The organism is Pacificimonas pallii, assembly GCF_019204005.1.
GTDB lineage: Bacteria > Pseudomonadota > Alphaproteobacteria > Sphingomonadales > Sphingomonadaceae > Pacificimonas > Pacificimonas pallii.
Window position 1 is genome coordinate 55,819 of sequence record NZ_JAGSPA010000002.1, and the last position, 15,527, is coordinate 71,345.

General features: G+C 61.9%; 15 protein-coding genes. 5 read left to right on the forward strand and 10 right to left on the reverse strand.

Features of this window, described 5'->3' with window-relative positions:
- Positions 1-15 precede the first annotated feature (15 nt).
- Positions 16-1,230, reverse strand: a complete 1,215-nt coding sequence (locus KCG44_RS05340) for an MFS transporter (RefSeq protein ID WP_218444767.1) — start codon at positions 1,228-1,230, stop codon at positions 16-18.
- 126 nt (positions 1,231-1,356) lie between these two features.
- Here KCG44_RS05340 and KCG44_RS05345 point away from each other — a divergent pair, with 126 nt between their 5' ends.
- From KCG44_RS05345 to KCG44_RS05355, 3 genes are all read left to right on the forward strand, one after another.
- Positions 1,357-1,842, forward strand: a complete 486-nt coding sequence (locus tag KCG44_RS05345) for a TspO/MBR family protein (protein ID WP_218444769.1) — start codon at positions 1,357-1,359, stop codon at positions 1,840-1,842.
- A 197-nt stretch (positions 1,843-2,039) separates the two neighbouring features.
- Positions 2,040-3,023 (forward strand): aspartyl/asparaginyl beta-hydroxylase domain-containing protein, encoded by a 984-nt coding sequence (locus KCG44_RS05350; RefSeq protein WP_218444770.1) that lies wholly within the window; start codon positions 2,040-2,042, stop codon positions 3,021-3,023.
- Between the two features lie 209 nt (positions 3,024-3,232).
- Positions 3,233-4,048 (forward strand): universal stress protein, encoded by an 816-nt coding sequence (locus tag KCG44_RS05355; RefSeq protein WP_218444771.1) that lies wholly within the window; start codon positions 3,233-3,235, stop codon positions 4,046-4,048.
- A 9-nt stretch (positions 4,049-4,057) separates the two neighbouring features.
- Here the strand turns inward: KCG44_RS05355 and KCG44_RS05360 are convergent, their stop codons facing one another.
- The 5 genes from KCG44_RS05360 to KCG44_RS05380 all read right to left on the reverse strand — a co-directional run bounded on the left by KCG44_RS05360 (position 4,058) and on the right by KCG44_RS05380 (position 8,183).
- Positions 4,058-5,572 carry a serine hydrolase domain-containing protein gene (locus tag KCG44_RS05360; RefSeq protein WP_218444772.1) on the reverse strand — a complete coding sequence of 505 codons (1,515 nt, stop codon included), beginning with the start codon at positions 5,570-5,572 and terminating at the stop codon, positions 4,058-4,060.
- Between the two features lie 150 nt (positions 5,573-5,722).
- Positions 5,723-6,145 carry a 6,7-dimethyl-8-ribityllumazine synthase gene (gene ribH, locus KCG44_RS05365; RefSeq protein WP_218444773.1) on the reverse strand — a complete coding sequence of 141 codons (423 nt, stop codon included), beginning with the start codon at positions 6,143-6,145 and terminating at the stop codon, positions 5,723-5,725.
- Complete coding sequence (locus KCG44_RS05370; RefSeq protein WP_218444775.1) at positions 6,145-6,753, reverse strand: riboflavin synthase; 609 nt, start codon at positions 6,751-6,753, stop codon at positions 6,145-6,147. The genes ribH and KCG44_RS05370 overlap by 1 nt, the downstream gene beginning before the upstream one ends.
- A 49-nt stretch (positions 6,754-6,802) precedes the next feature.
- On the reverse strand, positions 6,803-7,807 hold the full coding sequence (gene ribD, locus KCG44_RS05375) for a bifunctional diaminohydroxyphosphoribosylaminopyrimidine deaminase/5-amino-6-(5-phosphoribosylamino)uracil reductase RibD (protein ID WP_255536371.1): 1,005 nt from the start codon (positions 7,805-7,807) through the stop codon (positions 6,803-6,805).
- 10 nt (positions 7,808-7,817) lie between these two features.
- Positions 7,818-8,183 (reverse strand): hypothetical protein, encoded by a 366-nt coding sequence (locus tag KCG44_RS05380; protein ID WP_218444776.1) that lies wholly within the window; start codon positions 8,181-8,183, stop codon positions 7,818-7,820.
- 186 nt (positions 8,184-8,369) lie between these two features.
- Between KCG44_RS05380 and KCG44_RS05385 the strand changes: the two genes are divergently transcribed.
- On the forward strand, positions 8,370-9,122 hold the full coding sequence (locus tag KCG44_RS05385; protein ID WP_218444777.1) for a Bax inhibitor-1/YccA family protein: 753 nt from the start codon (positions 8,370-8,372) through the stop codon (positions 9,120-9,122).
- Positions 9,123-9,310: 188 nt separating this feature from the next.
- Complete coding sequence (locus KCG44_RS05390; protein WP_218444778.1) at positions 9,311-11,413, forward strand: S9 family peptidase; 2,103 nt, start codon at positions 9,311-9,313, stop codon at positions 11,411-11,413.
- A gap of 67 nt (positions 11,414-11,480) precedes the next feature.
- Here KCG44_RS05390 and KCG44_RS05395 read toward each other — a convergent pair whose 3' ends face one another.
- From KCG44_RS05395 to KCG44_RS05410, 4 genes are all read right to left on the reverse strand, one after another.
- Entirely contained in the window at positions 11,481-11,981 is a 501-nt protein-coding gene (locus tag KCG44_RS05395; RefSeq protein WP_218444779.1) for a globin family protein, read from the reverse strand.
- A complete protein-coding gene (gene clpA, locus KCG44_RS05400; protein WP_218444781.1) occupies positions 11,974-14,346 on the reverse strand; it encodes an ATP-dependent Clp protease ATP-binding subunit ClpA in 2,373 nt (790 codons plus the stop codon). Before clpA ends, KCG44_RS05395 begins: the two co-directional genes overlap by 8 nt.
- Before the next feature lie 131 nt (positions 14,347-14,477).
- Complete coding sequence (locus KCG44_RS05405; RefSeq protein WP_218444782.1) at positions 14,478-15,188, reverse strand: glutathione S-transferase family protein; 711 nt, start codon at positions 15,186-15,188, stop codon at positions 14,478-14,480.
- A 40-nt stretch (positions 15,189-15,228) separates the two neighbouring features.
- The gene (locus tag KCG44_RS05410; RefSeq protein WP_218444783.1) at positions 15,229-15,426 is read right to left on the reverse strand and encodes a YdcH family protein; all 198 of its coding nucleotides are present in this window, start codon (positions 15,424-15,426) and stop codon (positions 15,229-15,231) included.
- Positions 15,427-15,527 lie beyond the last annotated feature (101 nt).

The following is a 15,527-nucleotide window of genomic DNA, read 5'->3' on the forward strand; positions in this document are numbered from 1 at the left end:
TAGCGAGGAGCGGCCCTACGCCTGTTTTCGCGCCTGTCTTTCGACCAGCCTCCTCGACGCCCATGCAAGGACGAGGATGGCCAGCACGCACCAGCCGCTCATCGCCAGCATCTGCCGGGGGAGCGGCATGCCCGCGTCAATGAGCCAGCCGGTCAGGCCGGGGCCGAGCGCGGTGGAAAATACCATGGCGGCCATGATGAGTGCCCGGACACTGCCGAGATGTTTCGTGCCGTAGACCTCTGGCCAGAGCGCGCCAAGGAGCGTCGAGGTAAACCCGTAGCTGATCCCCATCAGGACCATGAAGAGATAGATGCCCCAGATCGGCGTCAGAAGCCCGACCGCGGCGCTGGCGATGGCCAGCGGCATCAGGAAGAAGGGCAGTAGGCGGATGGCGCTGAAGCGGTCGATCAGCTGTCCGCAGACGAGCGCGAAGCCGACCGTCGTGGCCGCCATCAGCGGAAAGGCGGCGGCGAAGGCGAGTGGGTCGTAACCCCTGAGCTGCACCAGATAATCCTGATGGAAGAACACCGTCGTCCCGATGAATGGCGGCGCAAGCACGCCAATGAGGAGCGCGTAGAATAACGGATCGCGAATGACCTCGGCGCGGGTCCAGTCCCGCGCCGTACTGATGGGAGCCTCGGCTTCCCCCTCGGGCCGGCGTTCGGCGCTGAGCAGTTTCGTGATAATGGGCCACGCAAATATAAGGAGAAGCGCCGCGGCGCCGATCCAGACCGCCTGCCAGCCTAAGGCTGCGGCGATAATGGCGGCGGTGATGGGAAAAACCATCTCGCCCGCCTGAAAACCGGGTACGACCAGCGATGTCGCCCGGCCGCGCGCGGCCGCAAACCAGCGGCCGATTTCGGTGAGGGCGATGTGGCTCATCATGCCCTGGCCGAAGAGGCGCAGCAGGTAGAGCGCGATCAGCAGCAGCGCGACATGCGGGGACCATGCGAGCAGCAGACACGCCGCGGCGAGGATCGGAATGACGAACCGCGCCACCTGCCATCCCGGCATGATATCGAGCGCGCGCCCCAGGAGCGGCAGCGTCGCCGCGCTGCCCAGGGTGGCGACCATGTAAAGCAGTCCGAACTCACCATCCGTCAGATCAAATTTCGCACGCAGCTCTGCGCCTGACAGACCGATAAAGAAGGTCTGGCCAAAGGACGAAAAAAGCGTGAGCAGAAACCCGGCACCCAGCCAGCGGGCATTTGCACGGATGAAGGCAAGCATATCGTCCGTTACGCGGGCGGCGGGGCGGTGGCAATGTGCGTTCCCAGACCTTTTTCCGATGGCGGGATTGCGCCGCTGACAGCCTATCCGTTTGCACGCCCGGCGGCGTAGCCATAGGTCGTCGGCATGCTATTTCCGCTGATCCTTGCCGCGGCCTGGTGCCTGACCCTGCTGGCCGGCGGGGCGCTGCTGACGAGCATTGGGGGATGGTATCGCGGCCTGCGCAAGCCGAGCTGGCAGCCGCCCGACTGGCTGTTCGGTCCGGCCTGGACAATCATTCTGGGGCTTGCGGCGTGGGCGTTTGTTCTCAGCTGGGACGGCGCCGCCCGAGATGGCGAGACGTCATCCCTGATCGCGCTTTATCTTGTGAACGCGGCGTTTCATTTTCTGTGGTCACCATTGTTTTTCACGGTGAAACGACCGGATTGGGCACTGGTCGAAGTGCTGTTCCTGTGGCTATCGGTGCTCTCGCTTTGCGTATTTCTGCGCGACTGGTCGATCATCGCGAGCTGGATGGCCGTGCCCTACCTTGCATGGGTCAGCTTCGCCGCCCTGCTCAACTGGAAAATCGTCCGGTTGAACGGCCCCTTCGTACATGAAACGCCCGGTTGAGATAATCCGCCGGGTGCAAGGCACGCTCCTCCGGCACCGCGGCGATCGTCAAATCGATCATGACGCCAGATCCGTATCGCCCTTGCACGGGTCAAAGGACAGCGCAGCCAAGTGACATGCCCCTGACCGTTGGAAGTATCCGCTGTATGGATTATGCTTCGCGTAACATGCGGATTTTTGGACGTTGAGGAGACGCGATGCCTTTAGATGAGGAAGCAGCGGTCGATCAGCTGATCGCCAACGACCCTGGCAACGTGGCCGCCCTGATCAAGAAAGGAGACCTTCGCACAAGCGCAGGAGATGAGAAGATCGCGAACTCCTTCTACCGGAAGGCGCTTAAAGTCGCATCAGGCGGGCCGGTATCAAGTGAATTGAAGAGCGAACTTTTGCGGGTGCAGGCGGCTTGTCGGCGCTCGTCGGGGCGGTTCGAGGAATATCTCGCAGACTCGCTGCGGCAGGCAGGCTTTGGTGATGGACAACGTCCTCCGCGATTTCAGGAATCCATCGAAATACTCTTGGGGCAGCGCCCGGCGGTTTCCTCGCTACAAAATCCGCGAACCTATTTTTACCCCGGGCTGCCACAACGACGTTATTATGAGCGACATGAATTTCCATGGGCCGCCGAACTTGAACAAAAGGCGGATATAATCCGGGACGAGCTTCTGCCATCGGTCAAGGATGAGAGGCTGTTTAGGCCCTATCTGTATAGCGATCCTTCCCGCCCGCCCAAGCATGGGATGGTCGACAATCCTGACTGGAGCAGTCTGACGTTATGGGAAACGGGCGTGCCCGTTCCGGAGACGATCTCGCAATTCCCGAAAACGATCGAGGTGGTTCAAAAGGCCGACCTGCTACGCATGCCCAAACGAGCGCCCCAGATCATGTTTTCCAAGCTCGCGGCTGGTGCGCGTATCGAACCGCATGTCGGCCTTCTGAACTGCCGACTGGTTTGCCATCTTCCGCTGATCGTGCCTGACGGTTGCATGTTTCGGGTTGGCGGTGAAGATCGTCAATGGCGAGAAGGGCAACTTCTCGTCTTTGACGATTCCATCGTGCATGAGGCGTCGAACAACAGTCATCAGGATCGGATCGTCCTGATTTTTGAAATCTGGCGACCGGAGCTCGATGCCGATGAGCGTGCGGCCGTGACCGCGCTGTTCCATGCCGTCGACACATATTAATGTGTTCGTGGCCCCGCCGTGCCATTTTTGAAGCCAATTCTGCAAGCGGAATAATCTGTTACCGTCTCTTCAGGAGCCCGATAATTCGCGGGCGGGAATTGCGCTGGGTCAAGGTGACGCCTGGCCGACGGCGTTAGGGATGCCCTTGTGGCAGTGACCGCGCAACCGCCGCCGAGACCGTCACCACCGCGTTCCAAAGGAGATGTCCGATGAAAAACATCCTGCTGCACATGAATGACGATCGTGGACTGTCCGCACGCATGGAGGCAGCGCTCGCGCTTGCGCGTTACCTCGATGCGAAAATGTCCTGCCTGCATACGGCGACCAATCCTGAAGTCGCGCTGGATATCTATACCGGCGGCATGTTCGCGGTACCGTTGGCGACCGTTCGGCAGAGCGCAGAGGCGGAGTGGAAGACCTTTCGCGACAAATGGGCGGAGAAACTGTCGAAGGAAGACGTCGTCTGGTCGTGGGACCGTAGCGGCGATGTCCCCGCATCGGGGCTGGCCGAGGCGAGCATCCTGACCGACGTGACGGTCGTCAGCCTGATCAGTGACAGCCTTTCGGAGCAGACGTCGTCCGGTTTCGTCGCGACGGTCCTCACCAAGGCCGCGGGACCCGTCCTGGCGGTGCCGGAGGCGCTCGACCGGTTCGATCCGTCGGGTCCGGTGATGATCGCGTGGAACGGCTCGGCGGAGTCCGGCAAGGCGCTGCGCGCATCCCTTCCCTTATTGGAACGCGCCGCGTCCGTCCGCCTGCTTGCGATCGGGCGGCCGCAATCCGACCGGCTGAGCGGCAGCGACGCGGCAAATTACCTTGGCGATTACGGCATCAAGGCGGAAGTGGTCGAGCGCCCGGAGACGGGCGAGATCGGCACGCAGATCCTGGCGGCGGCGCGGGAATATGAAGCGTCCCTGCTGGTCATGGGCGGCTATGGCCGGTCACGGCTGGCGGAGACGCTGCTGGGCGGGGCGACGCGCACGATATTGCGCGACGCCCATTTGCCGGTGCTGTTCAATCACTAGAGCGGGCGGTCATTCCGGAGCCGCGTCCTTGGGTCTAAGGTCGCCGATTGGCCGGTGGAAGGCGGGCGCGTCGCTATTGGCGCGAAACAGCGTGACACCCGTGACGGCACCCTGGGCGTCGCGCGTGAACCGCAGCCTGTTGGGATAATCGGCGATGACGAAGACGTCGTCTCCGACATAGCTCATTTCGCTACGGTCGCGCCCGATGAACTGGGTGAAGAATTCGGATGCGATCCACAGCTTCCCCTCGTCCTGCAGGATCTGATAATCAAGATCGAGATTATAAAGCAGCCCGCGATACGATCCCAGAATGGCGGTTCGCAGGTCGGCACCGAGCGGACGAGGCTGAACCTTGTTCCGGTCGGCCCAGCCCATGGAGACGATGACCTCGCGGCGCAGTGTCGCGAAGATCGGTGCCCTGTTCGGCTGATCGCCATTCGCCAGCATCACCATGCCATAGCCGCCGTCCATGGCGCCAAGCACATCACCGCCCGTTCCGGTGTTGGACCCGTCGTGACGAAACCAGTCGGTGCCGCCAAAACCGAACCCGCGGAAAAACGGCATGCTCATGCCGCCGACATATTCCAGCGAGAAAATGTCCGTGAGCGCGCGAGCGGCGGCGGGCGTGATGATGCTGGTTTCCTCCCCCTTGAGCGCGCGCTGCATGGCGATCGTCCACATGGCCAGATCGGCCGGGGTCGACCACATGCCCGACGCCGATATCTGCGGCGTGATCGGCAGTCCCGTGCGGATCACCTGACGGTCCTTGTCGTGGACGAGGGCGGCATCATCCGGGAATCCCGGTGAACCCGGCTGCACCATGGTCGTATGATTCATACCCAGGGGAGCGAAAATATATGTCGCGGCAAGGTCGGACAGGGCAATGCCAAGATGGTCTTCGAGCGCGCGCTGCACGATGACATAGCCGCCGCCACTATATTTCCAGCTGCTGCCCGGTGCGAACAGGAATTCGATCGGCTTGTCATATCGCGGAAGGCGCCCTTCGAGGCTGTCGATCAGCGTTGGAATGGAATCGCCCTCATAGAAATCCGCAAAGCCGTGCTGCGACGTTCCGGCCGTATGGGTCAGCAGCTGCCGCCAGGTAACTTGGCGCGCGCCGGGCAGGTCACTTTCGGGAAGTTGCCAGCTTTTCAAATAATTCGCGATGGGGGCATCGAGATCGATTTTCCCCTCGTCGGCAAGCATGAGACAAAGCAAAGCGGTGACCGGCTTCGATATCGAGGCGGTGGAGAATGCCGTGGTTTCAAGTACGGGCGCATTGGTCGCGGCCGACTTCACGCCGAAACTGCGAATATCGACGATACGGTAATCATCGAATACCGCGAGACTGAGACCTGCCAGATCGCGCTCGGACATTTCCGCCAGGATGGTCGCCGAAAGGGCGTCGAGCCGAGGTTCGTGCGCAGCGATTGGCTGTGGAGCGGGCAGCTGGCTTCCCTGCAACGGCGCACAGGCGCTCGCCATCAAGCCGAGGGTGATTGCAAAGAGCGGGAGTTTCGGCATGATCGTAGCTTTCCATGAAATCGATGCGCGTGCACATCTTGGTGTATTGCTTTGGTAACACACTTGGCAATGAAGTCAAACGGAGTTGGCTGGCGGAATGTTCGCCGCCGTCACTGATGTTTTCGTCAGCGCGAAGCGCCGGTTCCGGCCCTAGCCGCAAAAGCGCGACCGCAGTTCCATGAGCGCCAGCGCAGCCCTGGCCGCTTCGCCGCCCTTGTCCTTTTCGCCGCGTTCGGCGCGGATGCGGGCCTGTTCGGAGTTTTCGACCGTCAGGATGCCATTGCCGATGGCGAGGCCGTCGAGGGTGAGGGCCATGATGGCGCGGGCGCTTTCTCCCGCGACGATTTCAAAGTGCCAGGTCTCGCCGCGGATGACCGTGCCGAGCGCGACATAGGCGTCATATCCGCCGCTCTGGTCGGCAAGGGCAATGGCGGCGGGGATTTCGAGCGCGCCGGGGACGGTAATGGTCTCGTGCGTGTGACCGGCCGCCTCCACAGCGTGACGCGCGCCGTCGAGGAGGTGGTCGGCGAACCCCTCGTAAAACCGGGCTTCCACCAGCAGGACATGTGCCATCACTTCGTCTCCATCAGCTGTTTCATGCGGCCGAGATACCGGGCCATCGTGTCGATTTCGATGTTCACTTCGTCGCCCGTCCCTGCCGCGCCCCATGTGGTTTGCGCGGCGCTGTGCGGAATCAGGTTGAAGCTGAAGCGCACGCCATCGGCAACATCCTCGACCCTGTTCACGGTCAGCGACGTGCCGTCGAGACAGACCGAGCCCTTCGGTGCGATATAGGCGGCGATGTCGGCGGGGCCGGCGATCCAGATCTCGTGACTGTCACCGACAGGCGTCATCGAATGGATCGTGCCGACGGCGTCGACATGACCGGTGACGATATGCCCGCCAAGCTCGTCCCCCAGTTTCAGCGCACGTTCGAGATTAAGGCGTGCGCCCTGCCGCCAGCGCGCGGCGGCGGTCCTCGACAGGCTTTCATCCGAAATATCGACGGCGAAGCGGCTGGCCTGTTTTGCGACGACGGTCATGCAGGCGCCGGAACAGGCGATGGAGGCACCGATGTCGATACTGTCCAGATCATAGGCCGTATCGATCCAAAGGCGCAGGTCGCCGCGCTGTTCCGTACTGCTGATCGTGCCGATGTCGGTGATGATGCCGGTAAACATGACGGGGTCCCGCTGCTGTGAAGTCTGCTGCTCTGGAGGTGCGCACTTGTCAGATGCGGGCGTAAATTTCCAGCGTATCCGCGCCGAGGCGGCGTGTGGTTCGCAAAGCCCAGCGGCCATGTGCGGCGGACAGGTCGGCAAGCCCGATGTCGCCAATGCCGGGCGCGCGGTCGCCGATCAGGATGGGCGCGCGGTAGATGAGAAGGCGGTCGACAAGATCGTCGCGTATGAGCGAACCGGCAAGGCCCGCGCCGCCCTCGACAAGGATATCATTGTATGGCTGGCCGAACAGGTCCTGTGCGCTGCGCAGCAGGAGCGGGTCGCGTGCGGAGATTTTCGCCGTCACCGGAATCTCCCCGAGCGTGGCGGAAATGATGGCGGGGCGCGGGCTGCGGTGCTGAAGCCCCGCAATGCGCACGTCGAGCGCCGGATCGTCGGCCTCCAATGTGCCGCGCCCGACAAGGATAAGGTCGGATTCCGCGCGGATCAGATGCGCGTGTGTTCGTGCGGCGGGGCCCGTGATCCACTGGCTCTCACCGCTGGCGAGCGCCGCGCGGCCGTCGATGGACACGGCAAGTTTCAGCGTGATGCGTGGCCGCCCCTCACGCTGGCGAACGAGAAAGCCGGCATGTTCGCGGGCGGCGAGTTCGGCGCATAGGCCCTCGACGACCTCGATCCCGGCGGCGCGCAGGCGGGCGAACCCCTTTCCCGCGGTGCGTGGGTCGGGGTCTTTCAGCGCGGCGATCACGCGCGCGGGCTTTGCCGCGATCAGGAGGTCGGCGCAGGCGGGTCCGCGGCGACTGTCATGCGCGCAGGGTTCCAGCGTAACGTAGATGTCGGCACCCCCGGCACGAGATCCGGCGGCGTCGAGGGCAACGGCCTCCGCATGAGGGCGGCCGCCATGCTGGGTCCAGCCGGTGCCCACGGTAACGCCGTTCCTAACGATCAGGCAGCCCACGGCGGGATTGGGACTGGTGAGGCCGCGGGCCCGGGCGGCCATGGCGATCGCCGCCCGCATCCGGCGCGGGTCGGGCAGCGGGCGCGCCGTGCTCATACGGGAATGCTCATTCGGGCGGCGTTGTTTCGGGCGGTTTGTCAGCGGCGGCTGACGCGCCGGCAGGGTCCGCCCCTGTCTCTGCGGGGGCTGCCGATATGCCGGCCATCGCTTCGTCGGCGAGACGCGCGGCAAGGGCCTCTGTGTCTTCGCGCATGCGGCGCTCACCGGCCTGGACGGCGGCGGCGTCCTCGGCAGTGCGCGTGGCATCCCAGTTCTGGAAATAGACGATTTCCGGCTCTGGCTTCCAATAGCCGTAAATATGTTCGACGAAGAATAGCGACGCGATGCTGCCGACGGCAGTCAATGCGATGCCAGCGCCAATCCACTGCCGGAGTTCGATGGCGGCAATGGCGTTTCGAAGTGAAGAGAGCATGACGGGAAGAATAAGCGCTTATTTACATATACGCCAGAGGGCAGGGCCGTGTTAACCAGCAGTGCGCGAACGGAGACGCTTTTTCACATCCGGTTTTTCTTGAAATTCCGGCGCTTCACCCCCACAATAAGGGCAAGCGGACAGCCCGGTCGGGCAGGGTCCGCACCACTGGGAGAGTTTTTGTCGATGGACAACCGTACCGATCCTCGTTTCACCGCCCGCCAGCAGGGCATGCCCGGCACTGCCGTGCCGCGTGCCGGCGGGGCCAGCTTCGACGCCGGCCTCAGGAAGCATATGCTTTCGGTGTACAATTATATGGCGTCCGGCGTCCTGTTGACCGGCCTTGTCGCGATGTTCACGGCATCGTCGGGCTTCATCAATAATTTCTTCACGCCAACCGGCCCGTCCATATTGGGCTGGGTCGTGATGCTGTCGCCGCTGGCCTTCGTGCTGGCGCTCAGCTTTGGCATCAACAAGATGACCACGCCGGTCGCGCAGGCCGTCTACTGGGCATTTGCGGTCGTCATGGGCCTGTCCATGTCGACGATATTCCTGACCTATACGGGCGCGTCGATCGCACAGGTGTTCTTTGCAACCGCCGGTGCTTTTGCGGGTCTCAGCCTGTGGGGCTACACCACGAAAAAGGACCTGTCCGGCATGGGCACGTTCCTGATCATGGGCGTGATCGGTATCATCATCGCGTCGGTGATCAATTTGTTCCTGAAGTCTAGCATGTTCGACCTGGTGATTTCGATCCTGGGTGTGCTGATCTTTGCCGGTCTGACCGCGTATGACACGCAGAAGATCAAGAATATCTACTTCCAGGTCGCTGGAACGGAATTTGCCGGTAAGGCCGTGATCATGGGCGCGCTGTCGCTCTATCTCGACTTCATCAACATGTTCATGTTCCTGCTGCGCCTGTTCGGCAGCCGCGAATAGGCCGCGCGCCGCCACGGGCGTGAGAGCGCCGGGCGGCCCCGCGGATATCCGATCTGAAGGGCCCGGTGGGATGTGACCCCGCCGGGCCTTTTTTGCGCGTCCGTCATCCCTGCGCCGCCCTGGAAATTTCGCGCTGGTCAGACATGACGGACCCGAATATCGTGGCGGGACGAACAAGGGGATCATTCATGCACCTACGCCACTGGCTTGCCGCCTACTGCCTGTCATTCGCCGCCCCGTTTTCGCTGGCTTCGGCGCTGGCCGAGGACGGCGGCGATGCCGGGAAATTCACCGCCGAACGCGTGTTCGATCTGGAATATGCTGATGACCCGCAGATTTCGCCGGACGGCGGCACCATTGTCTACGCGCGCAAATCGATGGACAGGTTCGCCGACCGGAATGTCAGTGACCTGTGGGTGATCGACACGAGAAGCGGCAGCCATCGCCCCCTGGTGGCCGGTGCGGCATCGAGCTCCTCCGTACGCTGGTCGCCGGACGGGAGCCGGCTGGTGTATCTGACCACGACAAATGACAAGCCGGACCTGCGCGTTCGCTTCATGGATAGCGGGGAGAGTTTCTCTCTGGCGCAGTTCGAATATGGGCCGAGCGCACCGACCTGGTCACCGGACGGAAAATATCTCGCCTTTTCCATGTTTGTGCCGGATGAAAAGGCCAGTTTCGCGAAATCGCCCAAGAGTCCGGAAGGCGCGAAATGGGCGGAGCCGATGAAAATCATCGACGATCTGGTCTTTCGGTTCGACGGCGCGGGTTATCTGCCCAAGGGGAAAACCCATGTGTTCGTGCTGAGCACGGAAGGTGGCACGCCGCGGCAGGTCACAAGCGGGGCAAATGGCTTTGACGCGCCCGCATGGCTGGGGAATGACACGCTGCTGGTGACCGGCAATGCCGCCGAAGATGCGGATTTGGATCCGATCGAGAGCGAGATTTACCGAATTCGCCTCAGCGACCTTTCCCGCTCCGCCGTGACGGACAGGGACGGGCCGGATTTCGCGCCCGCGGTATCGCCGGACGGATCGCGCATCGCCTATCTGGGGTTCGATGACGAGGTGAAGGCCTATCAGCAAACCGACCTCTATGTCATGCGCCGCGACGGGACGCGCGCGCGCAATCTGACCGCGGATTATGACCGCACGATCGGGGCGGTTCACTGGCGCGCGGACGGCAAGGCTTTGATCGGGCAGGTCGAAATCGATGGTCTGCTGACGCTGGTCTCCATCGATCTTTCCGGCAATGTGCGGCCCCTGCTATCCGACATGGGCGGCACGTCCATAGGGCGGCCCTATGCCTCCGGCAGTTTCTCGGTGGCGGGCAAAACAGGTGGCGGGGCCCCCGTCATTGCCTATACGAAAAGCTCGCCGGATCGTCCGGCCGAGGTCGCCCTGTCGCGCGGGGGCCGGGCGGGGCAGGTGATGACCCGGCTGAACGAGGACGCGCTTGGCCATCTGAACCTGGCGACCATCGAGGAAATCAAGGTGAGGTCGAGCCATGACGGGCGGGAGATCGAAGCCTGGATCGCCCTGCCGCCGGGGTTCCGCGCAGACGGCACCTATCCGATGATCCTGGAAATCCATGGCGGGCCCAACACGATGTACGGGCCGTATTTCGCAGCGGAAATCCAGCGCTATGCGGCGGAGGGCTATGTCACCGTCTACGCCAATCCGCGCGGATCGACCGGCTATGGCGAAGGGTTCGCCCAGCTGATCGAGCAGGACTATCCGGGGCATGATCATGACGATCTGATGAGCGTCGTCGATGCGCTTATCGCAAAGAACTATGTCAGTGAGGACCGCCTGTTCATCACGGGCGGGTCTGGCGGCGGCATCCTCACCGCGTGGGCGGTCGGGAAAACGGAGCGTTTCGCGGCGGCGGCCGCCATCAAGCCGGTCATCAACTGGACCAGCATGGCGCTGGCCGGTGACATTGCCCGCTATGTCAGCCGGCACTGGTTCAACGGGCACCCCTGGGAAAAGCCGGAGGAATATTGGCGCCGGTCGCCACTGTCACTGATGCCGAACGTGACAACACCGACGATGGTCATGGTCGGTGAAGAGGACTGGCGTACGCCAAGCTGGGAGGCCGAGCAATTTTATACCGCGCTGAAGGTCCAGAATGTCGATACCGTGCTCGTCAAGGTGCCGGGTGCCTCGCATTCCATCGCGGGCAGGCCGAGTCAGCTGATTGGCAAGGTCGACAATATCATGGGCTGGTTCGCGAAATATGATCCGGCGGCGGATAAGGACGCGGGAGAAGAAGCGGAGGGCGCGGAGTAGGGGTGGTCCCCGCGAAGCTGTGTTCTTTGCGCGCCCTCACTGATCATGCGGTGCTGACGCGCGGCGATTACCGAATCGCTTCCTTGATCGCTTCGCTGGCGGCATCGACGCCGGTGAGAGCCATCTGGCGGCCGACCTGGCCCATTTCCTCTTCAATGGCATCGCGGTCGGCACCGGGTTCCTCAAGCTGGGATTCCAGTTCCTCCATGCGCGCGCCAAGGCGGTTCATTTCAGCCTCGAAACTGTCCCAGTCGGGGGCGTCCGAACTGGCGACTATATTGTCGCCGCCTTCAGCCGCCACGCCGCCCAAAGCGCCGGTTGCGCTTTCCACGGCCTGATCGACGCCCTCTTCGACCTGGCGATCAATGGTGACGATTTCGCCCTCATCATTTTGGATCGTAAGCGTATTTTCGGCGCGGTCATCGTCTCCGATGCTGATGCTGACACTGCTGTCATCATCGCCGCCGGAATTTTCCCAGGGTTCCTGCCAGACAAGGGCAAGAGCGGCGATGCCGCCCACGATAAGCCCGGTACGCTTCCAATCAATTCCGCCGCCACTTTCAGGCATCAACCTTGTCCCCTCCATCTGCCTTGTCGTCACCGTCATCTACGGCAGCCGCCCTGGCCTTCACCTTTTTCTTTTTAGGTGGTTTGCGCTTTGGTTTTGGCGGGGCGGCCGTGATTTCAAACGCCGGTTTGCCATCCTTCATATGGACGACCACTTCGCCGCCATTCATCAGGCGTCCGAATAGCAGTTCCTCCGCGAGCGGCTGTTTTATTTCGGTCTGGATGAGGCGGCCCATCGGGCGGGCACCGAACAGGCGATCATACCCCTTTTCGACGAGCCACGCCTTCGCATCATCACCCAGGCTGATATGCACATCGCGGTCGGAAAGCTGCAGTTCCAGCTCCAGCACGAATTTTTCGGCGACCATGCCAACGACTTCGGGCGGCAGATAGTCGAACGGCACGGTGGCATCGAGGCGGTTGCGGAATTCCGGCGTAAACATCCGCTTGATCGCCTCGTCGTCCGCGCCCTCGCGTGACATCGCGCCGAAGCCGATGGATTCCTTCGCCATATCGGCTGCGCCCGCATTGGTCGTCATGATGAGGATGACGTTGCGGAAATCGACGGTCTTGCCATGATGATCGGTAAGCTTGCCGGCGTCCATGACCTGCAGCAGGATATTGAACAGGTCGGGATGCGCCTTTTCGATTTCATCGAGCAGAAGCACGCTGTGCGGATTCTGATCGACGGCATCGGTGAGAAGGCCGCCCTGATCATAGCCGACATAGCCCGGAGGCGCGCCGATCAGGCGGCTGACGGAATGACGCTCCATATATTCCGACATGTCGAAGCGCTTCAGCGGAATGCCGAGGATCGACGCAAGCTGGCGCGCCGCCTCCGTCTTGCCGACACCGGTAGGACCGGAGAAAAGATAATTGCCGATTGGCTTGTTCGGTTCGCGAAGGCCCGCGCGGCTAAGTTTGATAGCGGACGCCAGCGTGCTGATCGCCTTGTCCTGGCCGAAGACGACGCGCTTCAGATCCTGTTCCAGCGTCGCAAGCTGCAGCTTGTCGTCGGAGGAGACGGATTTGGGCGGAATGCGCGCCATGGTGGCGACGACAGCCTCGACCTCCTTGACGCCCATCGTTTTCTTGCGGCGCGATTTGGCGATCAGATTCTGCGACGCGCCGACCTCGTCGATCACATCGATGGCCTTATCGGGCAGCTTGCGATCGTTGATGTAGCGGGCGGACAGTTCCACCGCGCTCTTGATCGCGTCATTGGTATATTTGACGCTGTGATGCTCTTCGAAATACGGCTTCAGACCATGCATGATCTTGATGGCGTCCTCGACCGTCGGTTCGATGACGTCGATCTTCTGGAACCGGCGCAGGAGCGCGCGGTCTTTCTCGAAATGATTGCGGAATTCCTTGTAGGTCGTCGACCCGATGCAGCGGATCGAGCCCGAGGAAAGTGCCGGTTTCAGAAGGTTGGATGCGTCCATCGCACCGCCGGACGTCGCACCCGCGCCGATGACGGTGTGGATTTCGTCGATGAACAGAACAGCCTCCGGCTTTTCCTCAAGTTCCGAGACGACGCTTTTCAGACGCTCCTCAAAATCGCCGCGATAGCGTGTGCCGGCGAGCAGTGCGCCCATGTCGAGCGAGAAGATGACGGCGTCCTTCAGAACGTCCGGGACGTCGCCCTCCGTAATGCGGCGGGCGAGACCTTCCGCAATCGCGGTTTTGCCGACGCCGGGGTCGCCGACGTAAAGCGGGTTGTTCTTCGACCGGCGGCACAGGATCTGGATTGTGCGGTCAACCTCCTGATGGCGGCCGATCAACGGATCGATCTTGCCGGCCTCCGCCTTGGCATTGAGATTGACGGTGTACTGGTCGAGGGCGGATTCCTGCTTCTTGCCCTTCGGCTTGGTGTCGGCGCCCGTCTCGGCATCAGCAGCGCCTCTGGGAGGCTTCGCCGCGCCGCCGCTTTTGGCGACGCCGTGGCTGAGGAAGGACACCGCGTCGAGACGGGTCATGTCCTGCTGCTGCAGGAAATAGACGGCATGGCTTTCCCGCTCCGAGAAGAGCGCGACGAGAACATTCGCGCCGGTCACCTCGTCGCGTCCGCTTGACTGCACATGCAGGATCGAGCGCTGGACCACGCGCTGGAAGCCGGCCGTCGGATTGGGATCGACCGAAGCACTGGTGCGCAGCGGCTCAAGCTCGTTATCGAGATACTCCGCCAGCTGTCCGGAAAGGACATCCTGATCGACACCGCAGGCGCGGATGACCGCACCGGCATGCTCGTCGGAAATCAGCGCGAACAACAGATGTTCGAGCGTGGCATATTCATGGTTGCGCTGCGCCGCCTGAGCGAGTGCATTGTGGAGCGTCGTTTCAAGTTCGCGTGAAAACGCCGGCATAAAGGTTCCTTTCACCCCAGGAACCGGCCGCGCCTTAGGGGCCGACCCCGCTTGATGCCAAGATTTGCACTGTAAGCCGAAAGGTCAAGAGTGAAAGCCATCACGCCGCAGAAATCAGCCTGCGTTTTCGTTCAGGCGAGCTCGGGAAACCACAGGGCCTGGCAGCGCTCCGAATATGCCTGCAACCTGGGATGCGCCCTCGCCGCCTCGAGCAGCGGCCCGGGATATTCCGGAATCAAGAGGTTGGTGATCGTTGGATAGGCGATGGCGTCGATGGCGGTGGGCCGGTCGCCGAACATGAAAGGCTTGTCGCCAAGCTGCGTTGCCAGCGCGGCGATGTCCCTGGCCGCAAAGGCGTAGATATCCGATGCGTCGTGGAGGCCCAGGCCGTGCCCTTTCAAATTCGCGCGGGTCTGACGCCGTGCGATGACGGGGAGCAATGTGCGGATTACGGGCGGCATGCCGGAGAACCAGAACGCATTGGTTGTCTTCCAGCCTGCGTCATCCTCCCATCGGTCGTAGGCCATGGCCCAGTACAGCCGTTCCTCCATCATGCGGCAGAAGGCATGCGATTGCGCACGTTCACCATCCGTCAGGCCTTCATCGAAGTCGGTGCCGAAGCGCGTTTCCAGATGCCAGCGGATGAGTTCCGAATCGGCGACCGGCGTGCCGTCATCGTCGATGAACGGCAGCTTTCCCTTTGGACTTTTGCGCGGATCGTCGATGATTTCGGAACGGTAGGGCTGCCCGGTCATCTTCAGCAGGATTTCCGCCTTCATGCAGAAGGGGCTGGGGCAGGGAACCCCGAAACCTGATTTATACTGGTAGAGCGTGATGGCCATGATGCGTTCTCGATCTTTTGGACGCGGGCGAATCGGTGGTTCAGGCGATGATATCAGGGTTAAGCATGTCACGGAGATGTTCAATCCGGTCCTTCAACTGCAATTTTTTGCGCTTCAGACGCATTAATTGAAGCTGATCCGGGTTTCGCTTTTCCGACAGGGCATCAATGGAATCTTTCAGATCAGCATGTTCGACCAGCAGACCCTGTAGGCGAATTTTTGCCTCACGATCATTCATTGCTCTGACTCCGCTAACATATTCTCAAGTTTTTGCCCTGAATTTGGATGATCGTTACGGGTATCGGGGCTGACAGACTCGAAAAACTATGATTGGCTACC